The organism is Paenibacillus sp. LX16 (genome assembly GCF_036252815.1).
Taxonomy (GTDB): Bacteria; Bacillota; Bacilli; order Paenibacillales; family Paenibacillaceae; genus Paenibacillus; species Paenibacillus polymyxa_B.
Genome location: NZ_CP141152.1, coordinates 1,977,039 through 1,991,372, shown reverse-complemented (window position 1 = coordinate 1,991,372; position 14,334 = coordinate 1,977,039). Strand labels below are relative to the sequence as shown.

Below are 14,334 nucleotides of genomic sequence, written 5' to 3'. Positions count from 1 at the left end.
TCCTTCTCTGTCCCTTCATTGTGTGAGTAACCTCGTCTAAATATGTATAAGGCAGATCCATGGAGTACTCCCTGATCTGCCTTACCGTGCGTAGAAACGTATGTTAAAGCCGCTTACCAGTTCTTATCAATAAATTCATCACGACCTGATTGGGCCCGATCTTCCTTATAGTGCTTCACGTTTTTCTTATGGTAATCCTGATGATAATCCTCTGCAGGATAAAAAATTGAAGCAGGAAGAATCTCCGTTACAATTGGCTTATCAAAACGTCCACTTTGTGCCAACTGCTCCTTGGACTGTTGTGCAAGCTCACGTTGCTGCTCTGTATGATAAAAAATTGCGGGTTTATACTGTGTACCCCGGTCCTGAAATTGACCTTCCCCGTCGGTAGGATCTGTTTGCGGCCAATATAATTCGAGCAGCTTTTCATAAGGAAACAGCTCAGGCTCAAAAGTAATTTGCACCACCTCGTAGTGACCTGTGTTTCCTGTTTTAACCTGCTCGTAGGTCGGATTGGGAATCGTTCCTCCAGTGTATCCTGACACAATGCCATGAATGCCCGGCTGCTCCTCAAACGGAGTCACCATACACCAGAAGCATCCACCTGCAAAAGTTGCTTTCTCCATCTTACATCCAACCTTTCAATAACTTCATCATAAAGTGCGTTATTTTTCTATCATATCTTAAAAAATAACCTTATAGATCCTTTATGGAAAACCATAGTTTGCGGGAAGACAAGAAACGTGTTCAGCTTAAACTATGAGCAAATCCCCGGAAATATAAGAAAAAGGTCTCTAAAACTGCTACGAGAGCAATTCTATAGACCTTTTCTAATAGATGCGGTCGAGAGGACTCGAACCTCCACGGGGGGTTAGCCCACACGGACCTGAACCGTGCGCGTCTGCCAATTCCGCCACGACCGCATATAAGTTGTCGTTTATCCTTGAAAGATCAATCTTTCTTAGCGACAAGATAGATCATACCATGCTCATATCAAGATGTCAAACCTTTTATGTTTGTTAATTTCCTCTTGATAAAAAAGGAATAATACACTAAAATAAGAACATAAGTTCTCGGGAACGAAGGTTCCTTTTCTTCAATCGGTTATGAATTATCATCACATTTTCCTAAGGCGGTGAATGGTAATGATCTCTTTAGATACTACTCAGTATGAATGGTCTCTTGTGAAAAGTTATCTGCTCCTTACCTTTATTCAAAAAGTATTTGAGCGGGACAGCCTAATTCTTGAAGAGAGCGGTATGCTGAAAACCCCTGATCTTTATGTTGAAATGGTTAACGCAGGTGTAGATCGTACCGGGATCCTGCTGTCTGAAATAAAACATGAATTTAATAAATATCACATTCATGTTCTGGACATACAACAAAACCACTCCGGCGTTCACGCCACCTATATAAGTAAAGGAAATAAAGAGCAGTTCAGTATGGAAATGCCAGCATTCCGCAAAGAAATGTATGAGCGGATGCGAGCATATCTGGGGCTCTCAACCTCTATGCCCCATACAGCTGCCCTTCCTTTACTAGAGAAACATCGCCCCGAATTACCAAACAATTCAACTTCCAAACCTCTACGCATCGTTGAACGAAGTTTGGTTACATCCTCTTTGGCTTATAAGCGTAAAACGTCTCGCCCTGCTGCTTTTGCCGCAAGCAGAAGAGCATAATCCTCGCACAACAAACACGCAAAAGAAAAAGCTTCCGAGACACCAACTGTGCTCGGAAGCTCCTTTCCATATTCATCATATATCCAAATCGGGCTATAACCGCTATGACGAAGTATAAGCTCATCAATTAATGATTCGCCTTATTGCAACGCCTTCTGTACACGCGTAACCCCTTGACTTAGAGCATGTCCTCCACCTACTGCTGCGGCTACAGCAATGGTCTCCATAATTTCCTGATCACTGGCTCCTTTGGACCGCGCCTCGTCCACGTGATAAAACGTGCATACTTCATTGTTGGCAAATAAGCCAATGCCTAGCGCAATCAGTTGCTTGGTTTTCTCATCTAAGCTGCCGGCTTGAAAGCACTCTCCGGTAAAACGATGATATGCATGAACTACCTCGGGCAACCGATCTTCCAAATGGCTGATTTGATCCTTGTATGCATGTACTTTTTCGTCCATAACCGTCATTGACACAGCACGTCCTCTCTGTTGGATTTTCCTTCATTACTGTGTCCGATTTAGAGATTCTGTATGCCTAATGAATCACCCAGTTATTTTTATCCAACACCCATTTGGAACCCATTCCTAATCCAGATCTATCGGATTGTGACGCGGCTCGCTGAACGACTGGTATGTATAGCTGCGATCCAATTTGACCACACGTCGATTCTGGCGACGAATAAGCACCTGTTCATCATCCCATGCCAGTACAATGCCAACAACATCGTTGGACTCCAATCCATCGCGTACGACACGCACCTTTTCACCGGAGAGTCGATAAGCATCCAATTCTTCGTCCATAATCATCCTTGTCCCCTCCTTATTCACTTTTTTAACATAACGATCATGGTTCTATATACATGAAAAAAGTTTAAAAAGAGACCTAAACGAATCATTTAGGTCTCTTCTCTCTTACTACTTATATGGATTGCCAACAGAGCGACAAATTATCCCGACTGATTTACACTGTGATCATGTTCTTTTGTATCGTTCTTCTCGTACCAGAAGTCCAGCACTTGTGCAGACAACACTCGCTGATCTACATACTCCACTTGGTGAGCAGTAAATTCTTCTTTCCAAGAGAAGGACAATTCTTCGCATAGGTTAACCAACGTCAACAACTCTGACCAGGCCACATAGCGTTTATACCAAAAAAACTGAGGATGTTCAATCATATAGGGATACAAATCGTCGAATTCCGTATGCTTACAATCCAAGGCACGCTCAAAGTGTACTTTAGCCGCTGCCAGTTTTTCCAGAAAAAACTGTTCGGTCAATTGTTCTTTCCCCATGTTGCTGCCTCCTCTCCAAAACCTTATCTATATTATAAGCGAAATTGAAGCTCATGCAAAGGTTATTATTAGAAATAAGGATTAGGAGTTTTGAATTGTTACTATTCAGCAAACTCAATCTTGCCGTCAGCTAACGACGAAATTTTGACCAATGACTCTACACGAATACCCTGCTCACGAATGGTTCTCGCTCCGGCCTGAAAGCTTTTTTCCACCGCGACACCGAATCCAACCAACTCCGCTCCGGAGCGTTGAATGATTTTAACCATACCTCGCGCCGCATCACCATTAGCAATAATATCATCAATGAACAGAACACGGTCATCTTCGTGAATAAATTGACGAGACAGCATAATATCCGTAACAATACCTTTAGTAAACGAAGGTACGCGTTCACACAGCGCGTCTGGATCAGCTAATAGGGTCTTTTTACGACGAGCAAATACCAACGGTACACCCAATTCCAATGCTGTCGCAAACCCGATGGCAATGCCTGAGGACTCCACGGTCACTACTCTGGTAATCTTCTCTTCTCGGAAACGAGCTGCGAACTCTCGTCCCATTGCCATTGTCAGTTCTGGATCAACCTGGTGATTAAGCAAACCATCCAGCTTCAGCACCTGATCTGATGCAATCACGCCTTCATTTAAAATTCGTTTCTTTAATACTTCCATTACATGACCTCCCACGGCAATCCTATGCGGTAAAAGTACCATACTTCACCCGCCGCTTTCAAGCTATAGCTGCTTTCCATGCGGTCATGTGACATTTTTTTTGCGCTTGTTCCAGAACCATGCGGTGATTCCTCCCACAACGATTAAAAGAATAACGACCAGCCCTACCCGATGCGTCACCTTCTCCATTAGCTTCGCCACCTGCTCCCAATGCATGCCCACCGCATGTCCAATCCCCAAAAATGTACCGCACCACAGCAAAGCTCCTGCTGATGCATAACAGATATATCGAAAAACGCCTAGACGGGTTGTACCTGCCAGATATGAGGATACATGTCTCAAGCCGGGGACAAAATATCCGAACAGGATTCCCCAGGTACCATAGCGCCCAAACCAATTTTCAGAAGAGGCAATCCTAGAAGGCGTAAGCCTCACCCATTTTCCGTATCGATGCAAAAGTGGTTTTCCCAGCAGACGTCCTAGTGTGTAGCTAAGCATCATACCCGTCATACTACCGAAAAATGTGACTGCCAGTGCAGCAATGAAGTTGTAGTGCCCTTGAGACACGAGCCCGCCGAAGGCGATCATTAGCACTTCGTCGGGTATCGGCATACCCGCTACTCCAAGTGCAAGCAAGCCGAACATTGCCAAATATCCATATTCCAGTATCCATGCAAGGATTTGACCCATAAATTACGCTCCCGTCAAGCTATTCATTAATTCACTTTAATTATTTTCAGTCTCATCCAGTCATGTCCTATTTCAGTTGAACATAGTTTGTATTATATGCTCGCTGCAGCGTTATTCAAGCAGGCAAGGAGGGACTGGGGATGAAACGTAATATTCATGTTTTTCAGATTGCTTTTACATACATCGGTACAATCGTCGGTGCCGGATTTGCTACCGGACAAGAAATTCTGCAATTTTTTACGCAGTATGGTCGTTGGGCTACACTCACTATTATGCTATCCACAATCATATTTGTATGGTTGGGTACGAAAATGATGCTGATCGCTCATGATATTTCAGCCAAATCCTACGAGGACCTGAACAAACATCTTTTTGGCGCCAATGCCGGGAAATGGATTAGCTGGTTCACGCTCATCGTGCTGATTGGCGTAAACAGCGTCATGTTGGCAGGAGCCGGCTCTGTTTTTGTAGAGCACCTTCACCTGCATTACCAAACCGGACTGCTTATTACACTGATTGGTACTTATTTGCTGCTAAGTAAAGGCATTAAAGCCATCTTGCACATGAACACCGTGGTTGTCCCTCTGATGATCATCATGTCTCTTCTGCTCGTTCACAGCACGCTCTCCATGCCCAATCCTCAGAGTTTTATTACGAATACGACAGATCACAGTACATTTCGAACCTTGCTCTCTCCACTGCTGTACACGTCCTTCAACCTAACTATGGCCCAAGCCGTGCTTGTACCACTTGGCAGCCAAACCTTTTCCCGAAGAACCATCCGCTGGGGCGGAGTTTTGGGCGGAGTTGGTGTCGGGTTTATGCTGATGGCTGCACACTTTGCCATGTCAGCACATATGCCGGGTATTCAGCAATTTGAAATCCCTATGGGAAGCATTGCTTACCGTCTGGGTGCCTTTGTCGAAATCATATACATTCTACTCATTTTCATGGAAATCTTCAGTACCTTTGTGGCCGACATTTATGGAGTCAGTCTGCAAATTCGTCAGCATGTCCAAATTTCGCCCAAGCTCATTACACTATTCATTATGCTCACCTGTTTTTTAATCAGTCAGTTCGGCTTCAGTTCACTGTTATCTGTCCTTTATCCTATTTTCGGAATGCTCAGTCTGATGTGGGTTAGTAAACTAATCATAGCAGGACGCGGGAGGCCTTTCCGTTCCTCACGTCCTCGCTCCAGCTTTCGGCATTCTGATTCCAAACCAGGTGGTACTCGTCATGGTTAATGTGGAAATTTCAAATACATTTTCTTCAACTCGTTAACCGCCCGACTTAAAGAATAGCTTGATTTAGCCTTGTCGCAAGCAGATCTAGCCAGCTCATAACGATAGGCAGGGTCAGCAATGACCTTCTCTAATGCGTCTGCCAGTGCCCTCGGATTGTCGGGTGGCACGAGCAGGCCATTTACCCCATCTTCGATCTGCTCCGGTATTCCTCCCACTTCTGTACCTACCAATGCCAGACAACTTAACGCTGCTTCCGCAAATACCGAACCAAAGGCCTCCGCCCGAGAAGGCAAGACAAATACATCAAAGAAAGGCATAAACTCTTCTGGATGAAGGGTATATCCATAAAAAATCGTCTCATGGTATATATCGAGCTGTCGCGCCAACTCTTCCAGCTCAGGGCGAACCGGGCCGTCTCCAATAATATGAAGCACAAATTCCAGATTTCTTTTTTTAAGTTCAGCACAGGCCTGCAATAAAATATCCAGTCCTTTCGCCGGAACAAGGCGGCAAACGCTTATGAGCTGTGTCACTTCATTTTCGTGTGGAATGGGCTTGAAGCGCTTCTCATCATATCCATTCGGAATGACTGCAATGTCTTGCGGATTCTGAACGTAAGGAGTTAAATAATGCTGAAAAGAATGAGATACCGCTATCAGGCGATCCGCCTTCTGCTCCATTTCCCCATACAGTGACACCAAGAATTGGTGTTCAGGCCCGTTCTCCTCTATTTTCCCGTTTAGAATTAACTCCTTCTCATAGGAAGAGTGAATCGTCTGTACGAGCGGAATGTCAGGAAAAACAGTTTTCATGGCGATTCCGGCAATCGGATGATGAGCATGAATGAGGTCATAGGGCTTCTGAATACGAAGCCGGGTCCACCACAAATAGTCACGGTACGTCTGAATATATTTTTGAACGATTGGATATTGTTCATATCTCGTCCAGTCAAAGGTATCAAAAGTTACTTCGTCCCTACCCTTGTTACGAATCCGTTTAGGGATTGAAAATAGCTCCATTTCCCAACGGGGGGATGTAAATCGCTCTTGCAGATATGGAATCATGGATGAAACGCCTCCCGGTTGCTCGGGTGGGAAAAAGAGAGCCTGTAGCAATTTCATGACGTGCTTCCCCTTTCAAGCATTAAACTGCCCGGATCACAGATGGTATGTATAGGTTTCCGGATTTTCTGAAAGATGATATATTGAGAATAAATGTTAGTCACAAAAGAAAATTATAACATTTTAAATGGGATAAATCCTGTCTATTGTATCGGAACGATATCATCCGTTCAATAGATTGACTATTTTTGCAAATGGAGTCGGTGATGTTGACGTTGTTGTCCTTATCGGGAACCTTGGGTTTCCCATCTCTGGCCGGGGCCATAAGTGCAGCCTGCGGTTTGTATATTATACTCATGATGGCACTGATGTGCGTGATCATATATAGCAGACAACGAAAAAAAGCCTATATCCTTTTTTCGGTTGCCGCTATTTTTATTATGACATATGAAGCCATGAATCTCTATTCAGCAGGCGGAGGCAAGATGCAACTGCAAGGAATTGTGTGGAAAAATGTGCTGGAGGCGTCTGCCTTCGTGCTCATCAATGCTGCCGTATTTCAACTCTACCGGAAGCTGAAACGTGTGCAGACATGGACCTTGCTAATGCTGGGTGCGTTATTGATATTGCCGGTTATTGCCTGGACTGCAGGTTTGTTGCCCGCTTGGATCAGCGCAGCGAAACTAGTTGGGTTCACTATGTTTTATCGAGTACTGGTACTTATACTGAGCCTTGTGTTCATCACCCCACGAATCGGACAGCCAAAGAAGTATGTAGCGGGCTTATTCATGTATTTGCTCTGGCTCGGCTATTTGTGGCTGCGAAATGATATCCCTGAAGAAGCTGGCAGGTCAAACACAGTCCTATATATGTCATTTTTACCATTGCTGTACTACACTACGTTATTCCTCATCCTGTTTGAACGGATTGTGGAGCTGCTCCAAAGGATTTACCGTTCTTCCATCACCGATGGCCTGACAGGGCTATATAACCGTAAATATTTTTCAGGACGACTACGGCGATATATGGATCAAGGAATCCGCGTGTCGGTCATTTTTTGCGATATTGACAATTTCAAAAAGTTGAATGATACGCAGGGCCATGCTCGTGCGGATGAAGTACTCAAACAGGTGGCACAGATTATGGAGGATGAACTGGATGAAATCGGACTGACCGGACGATACGGTGGCGAGGAACTGGTCGCAATGGTTGTGGATCGACGTGCCCAGGTTGGACATGTCGCAGAACGTATCCGCGAACGGGTCGCGGAGGAAAGCATTGTCACAATCAGTGTCGGACACAGTACAGTGAAGAAGGAAATGAACCCGGATGAACTGGTCAAGCAGGCCGATCAAGCGATGTACATATCCAAAACGACAGGTAAAAACAAGGTTACAGCTTATACAGCTGCCGAAGTGAAAAAAAGTCGGACAGCACGCGCACAATAAATTGTAAACTGCGATTCGTTGTAAAAAGTTGAGTTTGAATAATTCTCTGTCTGGTTGCCTATACCACAAAATGACGCACAGGAATCTCATAAGAGCCTGTGCGTCATTTATATTTAATCTGCCCATCAAACTTCTGACGTTGCAGATGCTATATCCCGGCCGATCCATGCCAGTTCTTCACTAGTCAGCTCTCGATAGCTGCCCAGTGGAAGCTGTTCATCCAGCTTCAATGGGCCCATGGCCGTTCTTTTCAAATAGGTCACCTTTTTACCAACCGCCTCGAACATACGCTTCACTTGATGAAACTTACCCTCATGGATTACAAGCGAAATATAGGAAATGACTTCTCCATCTGCCTGGTACGGATGTTCGTAGCGAAGAATGGTCAACTGCGCGGGAAGGGTAACATACCCATCATCCAGTTCCACTCCTGCTGTAAATTGATGAATATCCTCCTCCGTGACATGACCCGACACAGTAGCCTCATACGTTTTAGGGACATGCCGCCGTGGAGAAAGTAGTTCGTGCGCTAGCTTACCGTCGTTGGTCAATAATAATAGTCCTTCTGTATCTTTATCTAAGCGTCCTACTGGAAAAGGCTCAAAATGTCGTTCCTCCGCACTCAGCAAATCCAGTACCGTCCGCTCCCTTGAATCTTCGGTTGCAGATATAACGCCCGGTGGCTTGTGCAGCATGATGTAAATATACTCCCGAAAAACAACACGTTCCCCGTTCACTTCAATCTGATCCTGGTATGGATGAACCTGTAAGCCGCTATCCTTGGTGATCCTCCCGTTTACCGTGATCATCCCTTGCTTCACCTGTCGCTTGATATCACTACGGGAGCCATATCCCATATGGGTTAAAACTTTATCCAAACGTTGCGTTTGTCTCCCTCTTCCACTCATACCGATGTCCACCTCCAGCCTGTAGGGTATTCATTTTTGAGCATGCCGTCCTGCCATTTGCCCCACCCAGCCGAATAACCATCAATGCACACGAGAGTATAGCCTTTGGGCTGGACTTCGTTCCGCAGTGCCATTCTCTCAACGGGGATGGACAAGGTCTCCCCTTTTAAATACCGGATGGCCTCAGCATCTGAACTGGAGAGATTGATGCTTCTAACCGCCTCTGAAGGGCGTAATGCTACCGCCAGCGGATGTGAAGGCACAAAGCGACCATTCTTGTCGGTACCCATAAACCAGCCTGGTCGCACCACCTTAAGGCCGTCCAAACGATGTGATGCCAATGGCGACTGATAAATACGATCTCCGTAAACCACCGTATAGCCTGTAAAGCACACCTCCAGCTGCTCCTTCACAAATTGGTGGTAGGACTCCAGCACATCCTGTGGGGAGCGTGCAGCGGATTTTACATTCTCTTTGCCGGAACGAAACTTATTGCCACCCAAGCCGCGCGCGGACTTTCCTTTACCGAAATTCCCGTCCATTCCTTTTCCACTTCGTTTAGGCTCACCAGTCGCATGTCTTCCTTGACCGCTTGGTGTCAGTGCTTCCTTGACGGACAAAAACTGCTTCTTCCGTGGATACGCTGCATCTATGTTCAATGCCCTGTCATTCTTGCCCTCAAATGGAGGCAAATCCCCGGATTCAGTGTGATCTTCTGTCCCAGTGACACGACCACCCTGGTGTTGCAACACAGCGATAAAATGGCCTTCTCCCTCTACGAGATGCGGCCAAAGGCGTGCTGTTCCCCACAGTTCGGGGTGTGATGTCGCGACCTCTTCACTCATCCATTCCGGGTGGCCTGGTGCAAAACCTGCTTCCGATGGAACAGGGACTACGTCAAAATCGGGATGAGCCTCCAGAAATTCTGCGATCATTCCTTCATTTTCTTCTGGCGCAAAGGTGCAGGTCGAATAGACAATTCTCCCTCCTGTGCTCAGCATCGAGGCCGCTACACGCAAAATGTCCCGTTGCATGACTACACATTTATCCACCGAATGCGTTTCCCATTGTTTTGCCATATCCTCATCTTTGCGGAACATACCTTCTCCCGAGCAAGGTGCGTCAATTAGTATCTTGTCAAAAAAATGAGGAAAGGCATCGGCGATTCGATCCGGGCTTTCATTCAATACTACAGCATTACGTACACCGTACAATTCCACATTTTTAGCCAACGCTTTGGTTCGGTCAGCGCTAATATCATTTGTCACCAATACGCCGCTTCCTTGTAGTTTGGCAGCTATTTGGGTCGATTTCCCGCCCGGTGCAGCGCACAAGTCCAATACGGCTTCATCTTGAACTACATTGAGCAGTTCAACTGGAGACATTGCACTCGGTTCCTGTATATAGTACAGTCCCGCATGGTAGTAAGGATGTAGCCCCGGCTTCGTACCGTGCGGAATGTAAAAACCCGTGGCACACCATGGAATCGGCCGAAGTTCGAACGGAGAACGTTCCTTAAAGTCCTCCACCGGAATTTTTAACGTATTGACGCGAATCCCGGCATGGGGCGTGTGGTCATAGGCGGTCATAAATGCTTCAAATTCGTCGCCGAGCAGTTGCTCCATGCGCTTTACAAATGCTGTGGGGAGCTGTACACCCATAATCGTAATCATCCTGTCCTTTTAAAATAAATTTTATTGTACCATATTCAACCTGTTATCCTGCAATATCGGTGTGATTTACAAACTTTCACTACAAGCTGTAATGTTGTATAATAATGAGATTCATAGCTACATATTTTGAATTTTGATAGGAGAGATTGCATTGAACGCACAAAAATCCAACAAAAAAAAGCTTATACCTGTCATCGGCTTTTTTGTTGTGCTGGTCATTTTGCTTGGAGTGCTGCTCGCTTTAAATTCAGGCACTAAAAACAAGTTGTACGGCGTTTCCACAGCCTCGTTAAATCCTGCTACTCAAGAGCTACTAAATGACCCGAACTATCAGCAAATTATTAAGCCGGAAGATCTACAGAGCAAAATTGACAAAAAGGAAAACTTTTTCGTCTATCATTTCGCGTCCGACTGTGTGCATTGCCGCGCCACTACTCCTAAGCTCTTGCCTTTGAGCAAGCAGGAGAACATCACGATGCACGAATTTAACCTGCGTGAGTATGAGGATGGCTGGGACAAGTATAAGATTGAGTATACCCCTACGCTCATTTATTACGAAAAAGGCGTGGAAAAGGAACGTATGGTAGGCGGGTTGAAGGAAAGTCCTTCGGACAATGGGTACACACTCGACGATTTCAAAGCCTTCTTTGAGAAATATAAAAAGAACGTAACCTCCTAGTCAAACGTTCACACACCTGAAACGATAAAGCAGCCCGATCCTCATGAAACGGATCGGGCTGCTTGCTTATCATACGCTTCAAAATCAAGGCGCATCCTTCGTTTCCGCCGAGACAGAGCCTGGGCCGTCAGCGGCCTGTCTTCGCCTAATTGAAGCTTCCAGCGCCTGCTGACGCTGCTCATGCTTTTCCCCACGCCGAGGACCTCTCTGCTGCGGGATGTTAACTGGAATGGACGACGATGCCTTCTCCACGGCCCGGCGCAGCCCAGGCTCGACGATTTCAATCGTCAAATCCCGATAAACCGGCGGTTGGTGCTGAAGCTCTTCCGTGCCGGTCATAACAGCTTCAGCAAGCTGCCGGGCGCAAACGCGCGCCTCGTCCACCAGCTTCGCCATATTAATGCCCAGCGCCTGCGAAGGAGCATGCTCCAGCCGGTGGACCGCACTATCCAGCATCATATGTCCACCACGATAGTTACCATTCCGAAAATGATACAGTCCTACAGCAACTTGCAGCAAACCTTTATATACAGGGTCACGGTCCAGCTTAAGCCACAGCTCTTCCAGTACCTCATGACATTCAAAGTAATCCCGATCCCGATTGAAGTATACCAAATAAGTCACATATAGCGGTTCGTAGGAAAGGTTTTCCATTTAATACTCATCCCTGTCTTCTTCCTTGGTAGAGGCTTCTAGCATCTCTTTGACCTCATCGTGAAGCAGCTTGATTCCTTCCATGTCGTGCCGCTCCCACAGTTCATTAAACCTGCGCTGCGCATCAATCGTTTCACTAATCTTATGGTAGAAATACAAGCGGTGCATACCTGTTAGCACTTTGGATACGATATTGGCTTCGTCCTCGAACTTTTTCTGCGCTTCCAATATTTCAAGACGCATGGAAGACATCTCATTATCCAATACAAAGGCTGCCTCAGCTGCCTTTTTCAATCGTGTGCGCATATTATCAGGCAAGCTTTCACGATACTTATAGCTAAGAGAATGCTCTATGGTTGCCCAAAAATTCATAGCCAAAGTACGGATTTGAATTTCTGCCAGCACAATTTTCAGCCCTACTGCTGTCTGAACCGGATACTCCACAATCATATGAAAGCTACGATAGCCGCTGTCTTTATAATTGGTGATATAGTCCTTTTCATACAGTACGGTCAAATCCTTACGTCTTCTGATATATTCGGCCACCCGCCGAATATCCTCTACAAATTGACACATAATGCGAATGCCTGCAATATCCTCGATTCCCGTCTCCAGCTGATCAGAAGGAACCTGTAATCTCTTCGCCTTATCGAGGATGCTTGATATTTTTTTAACCCGTCCGGTTACGAATTCGATAGGAGCGTATTCCTCGCGCTTTTTCAGCTCCGCACGCATTGTTTTGAACTTGACCTTAAGCTCTTCCACCGCCTGATCGTATGGCAGTAAAAATGTTCCCCAGTCTCTTCCGTCCATCCCCGTACCTCCTGTCTCTTCCGACAACACTTTTTTATCTGTGATCTGCACCAACAGCCTCGGTAATGTGCCTAAAGCCGTCCTTTCGAAGCAGCTCGCGCAGTCCAGCATGTATAGCCCTATTTACTTCCGGCCCTTCGTAGATCAATGCTGTATAAATTTCAATCAGGCTTGCGCCTGCTTTAATTTTGTCATAGGCATCACGACTCGTGAAGATGCCGCCTGATCCGATAATAGGCAGCTTCCCTTCCGTCTGGCGGTACACCCGTCCGATGACCTCTGTGGAACGGTCACGCAGCGGCTTACCACTCAGCCCTCCTGTTTCACTCGCATTCCGGTGCGTCAGACCAGCTCTGGATATTGTTGTATTGGTCGCAATAATGCCGTCTACTCCACTGGCAGCAATCGCATCTGTCATATATTCCAATTCCTCATCCGATACATCAGGCGCAATTTTAACCAGTACAGACTTGGCTTTGCCATACTTTTTCGCCTGAACCCCCATCTCAGCCCGAACCGCTTCCAATAGCGACTTCAGTTCATTACCATGCTGGAGCTTTCGTAAATCCGGCGTATTCGGCGAACTAATATTCACTACAAAGAAGTCCGCGTAAGGATACAGTGCGGAAATACACTTTTCATAGTCCTTATGAGCATCCTCATTGGGCGTAATTTTATTTTTGCCGATATTGACAGCGACCGGGACAGGTCGATGTTTGAGTGCGGCCAGACGTTTGACCATGCTCTCAGCACCCAGATTGTTAAAGCCCATCCGATTGACTAATGCCTCATCGGGAGGCAGTCGGAACAAACGTGGCCGATCGTTACCGGGCTGTCCCACAGGTGTCACCGTTCCCACTTCCATAAATCCAAACCCGATGGAAGAAAAACCAGTAACCGCTTCTGCATTTTTATCCAGTCCTGCAGCCAGTCCAATCGGGTTGGGAAAATGAATGCCAAACAGATCAACGGCAAGATCCTCCGTTTCCTTGACTCCGTACATCCCTCGCAGTGTCGCTGCTCCACCAGGGAGTGAGCCCGCATGTTTTAAGCCGTCAATGACTACATGATGGGCCGTCTCTGGACTCATTTTAAAAAAAACAGGTTTCGCAATCCTTCGATACAACACAATTCATCCACTCCGTTCTATGCCCTTGCACAATCCTAAAAAAACATCTCTACAAAATAGTTTAGCTTTTTCCATACCAAAAAGAAAGTAATTTGCGAGGTGTAGCTCCAGGACAATTCAGTTGTCACGGAGATGTCATTGAAAATGTATAATCAAACCATTTACAATGGACATAGTAAGACAAGACCTTAGCCCGTTAGAAAAGAGGGATTGCTGATATGAAGACCAAGCGCAAGCCGCCCAGTCTGCAAAAGAAAAAGGATGAGGTGAACAAGAAAGCGATTGTATGGACCGCCGTCAGCTTTGTTCTCCTCATCATTGTGATTATTCTGGTCATTGTTTTAGCACAAGCAGGAAATCGTTAAACACCAAGTAGCAATAG

The 14,334-nt window shown here is 46.0% G+C and carries 17 protein-coding genes and 1 tRNA gene; 5 read left to right on the top strand and 13 right to left on the bottom strand.

Features of this window, described 5'->3' with window-relative positions; translation table 11 throughout:
* Positions 1–113 precede the first annotated feature (113 nt).
* Positions 114–626 (bottom strand): peptide-methionine (S)-S-oxide reductase MsrA, encoded by a 513-nt coding sequence (gene msrA, locus T3H97_RS09180; RefSeq protein ID WP_328802326.1) that lies wholly within the window; start codon positions 624–626, stop codon positions 114–116.
* A 212-nt stretch (positions 627–838) separates the two neighbouring features.
* Positions 839–923: transfer RNA gene (locus T3H97_RS09175), tRNA-Leu, on the bottom strand.
* A gap of 222 nt (positions 924–1,145) precedes the next feature.
* Here T3H97_RS09175 and T3H97_RS09170 point away from each other — a divergent pair.
* Entirely contained in the window at positions 1,146–1,682 is a 537-nt protein-coding gene (locus tag T3H97_RS09170) for a YhjD family protein (protein ID WP_328802325.1), read from the top strand.
* Between the two features lie 140 nt (positions 1,683–1,822).
* On the opposite strand, the gene T3H97_RS09165 is transcribed toward T3H97_RS09170, so the two are convergent.
* The 5 genes from T3H97_RS09165 to T3H97_RS09145 form a co-directional block, all read right to left on the bottom strand.
* Positions 1,823–2,152 (bottom strand): carboxymuconolactone decarboxylase family protein, encoded by a 330-nt coding sequence (locus T3H97_RS09165; RefSeq protein WP_165176713.1) that lies wholly within the window; start codon positions 2,150–2,152, stop codon positions 1,823–1,825.
* A gap of 117 nt (positions 2,153–2,269) precedes the next feature.
* Positions 2,270–2,491, bottom strand: a complete 222-nt coding sequence (locus T3H97_RS09160) for a hypothetical protein (protein WP_025720071.1) — start codon at positions 2,489–2,491, stop codon at positions 2,270–2,272.
* A 140-nt stretch (positions 2,492–2,631) separates the two neighbouring features.
* The gene (locus tag T3H97_RS09155; protein ID WP_007429850.1) at positions 2,632–2,976 is read right to left on the bottom strand and encodes a hypothetical protein; all 345 of its coding nucleotides are present in this window, start codon (positions 2,974–2,976) and stop codon (positions 2,632–2,634) included.
* A gap of 101 nt (positions 2,977–3,077) precedes the next feature.
* Entirely contained in the window at positions 3,078–3,650 is a 573-nt protein-coding gene (locus tag T3H97_RS09150) for a xanthine phosphoribosyltransferase (RefSeq protein WP_013309742.1), read from the bottom strand.
* Positions 3,651–3,734: 84 nt separating this feature from the next.
* Positions 3,735–4,340 carry a DedA family protein gene (locus T3H97_RS09145; RefSeq protein WP_069011093.1) on the bottom strand — a complete coding sequence of 202 codons (606 nt, stop codon included), beginning with the start codon at positions 4,338–4,340 and terminating at the stop codon, positions 3,735–3,737.
* A 140-nt stretch (positions 4,341–4,480) separates the two neighbouring features.
* Between T3H97_RS09145 and T3H97_RS09140 the strand changes: the two genes are divergently transcribed.
* Positions 4,481–5,587: a YkvI family membrane protein gene (locus tag T3H97_RS09140; protein WP_250244555.1), complete on the top strand. Its 1,107-nt coding sequence runs from the start codon at positions 4,481–4,483 to the stop codon at positions 5,585–5,587.
* Here the strand turns inward: T3H97_RS09140 and T3H97_RS09135 are convergent.
* A complete protein-coding gene (locus T3H97_RS09135) occupies positions 5,584–6,708 on the bottom strand; it encodes a glycosyltransferase family 4 protein (protein ID WP_328802324.1) in 1,125 nt (374 codons plus the stop codon). The genes T3H97_RS09140 and T3H97_RS09135 overlap by 4 nt on opposite strands.
* Before the next feature lie 206 nt (positions 6,709–6,914).
* Here T3H97_RS09135 and T3H97_RS09130 point away from each other — a divergent pair, with 206 nt between their 5' ends.
* Positions 6,915–8,096, top strand: a complete 1,182-nt coding sequence (locus tag T3H97_RS09130) for a GGDEF domain-containing protein (protein ID WP_328802323.1) — start codon at positions 6,915–6,917, stop codon at positions 8,094–8,096.
* Between the two features lie 125 nt (positions 8,097–8,221).
* On the opposite strand, the gene T3H97_RS09125 is transcribed toward T3H97_RS09130, so the two are convergent.
* Together T3H97_RS09125 and T3H97_RS09120 are read right to left on the bottom strand one after the other, a co-directional pair.
* Positions 8,222–9,004 carry a pseudouridine synthase gene (locus tag T3H97_RS09125; protein WP_328802322.1) on the bottom strand — a complete coding sequence of 261 codons (783 nt, stop codon included), beginning with the start codon at positions 9,002–9,004 and terminating at the stop codon, positions 8,222–8,224.
* The gene (locus T3H97_RS09120) at positions 9,001–10,665 is read right to left on the bottom strand and encodes an RsmB/NOP family class I SAM-dependent RNA methyltransferase (RefSeq protein WP_328802321.1); all 1,665 of its coding nucleotides are present in this window, start codon (positions 10,663–10,665) and stop codon (positions 9,001–9,003) included. The genes T3H97_RS09125 and T3H97_RS09120 overlap by 4 nt, the downstream gene beginning before the upstream one ends.
* Before the next feature lie 163 nt (positions 10,666–10,828).
* Between T3H97_RS09120 and T3H97_RS09115 the strand changes: the two genes are divergently transcribed.
* A complete protein-coding gene (locus T3H97_RS09115) occupies positions 10,829–11,356 on the top strand; it encodes a thioredoxin family protein (protein WP_013309735.1) in 528 nt (175 codons plus the stop codon).
* 84 nt (positions 11,357–11,440) lie between these two features.
* On the opposite strand, the gene T3H97_RS09110 is transcribed toward T3H97_RS09115, so the two are convergent.
* Genes T3H97_RS09110 through T3H97_RS09100 form a run of 3 tightly spaced genes read right to left on the bottom strand, consistent with a single transcriptional unit; the run spans position 11,441 to position 13,952 of the window.
* Positions 11,441–12,010, bottom strand: coding sequence for a DUF309 domain-containing protein (locus T3H97_RS09110; protein WP_328802320.1), 570 nt, complete (start codon positions 12,008–12,010; stop codon positions 11,441–11,443).
* Complete coding sequence (locus T3H97_RS09105; RefSeq protein WP_023988035.1) at positions 12,011–12,823, bottom strand: GTP diphosphokinase; 813 nt, start codon at positions 12,821–12,823, stop codon at positions 12,011–12,013. It lies immediately after the preceding gene.
* Between the two features lie 34 nt (positions 12,824–12,857).
* Positions 12,858–13,952: a quinone-dependent dihydroorotate dehydrogenase gene (locus T3H97_RS09100; RefSeq protein WP_103048000.1), complete on the bottom strand. Its 1,095-nt coding sequence runs from the start codon at positions 13,950–13,952 to the stop codon at positions 12,858–12,860.
* A gap of 218 nt (positions 13,953–14,170) precedes the next feature.
* Between T3H97_RS09100 and T3H97_RS09095 the strand changes: the two genes are divergently transcribed.
* Positions 14,171–14,317, top strand: a complete 147-nt coding sequence (locus tag T3H97_RS09095; RefSeq protein ID WP_023988033.1) for a hypothetical protein — start codon at positions 14,171–14,173, stop codon at positions 14,315–14,317.
* The last annotated feature ends 17 nt before the right edge of the window (positions 14,318–14,334 follow it).

Bases quoted from the DNA above. Each gene is read 5' to 3' on its own strand.
- T3H97_RS09145 (WP_069011093.1), bottom strand. From the start codon at position 4,340: ATGGGTCAAATCCTTGCATGGATACTGGAATATGGATATTTGGCAATG.
- T3H97_RS09095 (WP_023988033.1), top strand. From the start codon at position 14,171: ATGAAGACCAAGCGCAAGCCGCCCAGTCTGCAAAAGAAAAAGGATGAG.
- T3H97_RS09125 (WP_328802322.1), bottom strand. From the start codon at position 9,004: ATGAGTGGAAGAGGGAGACAAACGCAACGTTTGGATAAAGTTTTAACC.
- msrA (WP_328802326.1), bottom strand. From the start codon at position 626: ATGGAGAAAGCAACTTTTGCAGGTGGATGCTTCTGGTGTATGGTGACT.
- T3H97_RS09155 (WP_007429850.1), bottom strand. From the start codon at position 2,976: ATGGGGAAAGAACAATTGACCGAACAGTTTTTTCTGGAAAAACTGGCA.
- T3H97_RS09120 (WP_328802321.1), bottom strand. From the start codon at position 10,665: ATGGGTGTACAGCTCCCCACAGCATTTGTAAAGCGCATGGAGCAACTG.
- T3H97_RS09110 (WP_328802320.1), bottom strand. From the start codon at position 12,010: ATGGAAAACCTTTCCTACGAACCGCTATATGTGACTTATTTGGTATAC.
- T3H97_RS09160 (WP_025720071.1), bottom strand. From the start codon at position 2,491: ATGATTATGGACGAAGAATTGGATGCTTATCGACTCTCCGGTGAAAAG.
- T3H97_RS09165 (WP_165176713.1), bottom strand. From the start codon at position 2,152: ATGACGGTTATGGACGAAAAAGTACATGCATACAAGGATCAAATCAGC.
- T3H97_RS09130 (WP_328802323.1), top strand. From the start codon at position 6,915: ATGTTGACGTTGTTGTCCTTATCGGGAACCTTGGGTTTCCCATCTCTG.
- T3H97_RS09140 (WP_250244555.1), top strand. From the start codon at position 4,481: ATGAAACGTAATATTCATGTTTTTCAGATTGCTTTTACATACATCGGT.
- T3H97_RS09105 (WP_023988035.1), bottom strand. From the start codon at position 12,823: ATGGACGGAAGAGACTGGGGAACATTTTTACTGCCATACGATCAGGCG.
- T3H97_RS09150 (WP_013309742.1), bottom strand. From the start codon at position 3,650: ATGGAAGTATTAAAGAAACGAATTTTAAATGAAGGCGTGATTGCATCA.
- T3H97_RS09170 (WP_328802325.1), top strand. From the start codon at position 1,146: ATGATCTCTTTAGATACTACTCAGTATGAATGGTCTCTTGTGAAAAGT.
- T3H97_RS09135 (WP_328802324.1), bottom strand. From the start codon at position 6,708: ATGAAATTGCTACAGGCTCTCTTTTTCCCACCCGAGCAACCGGGAGGC.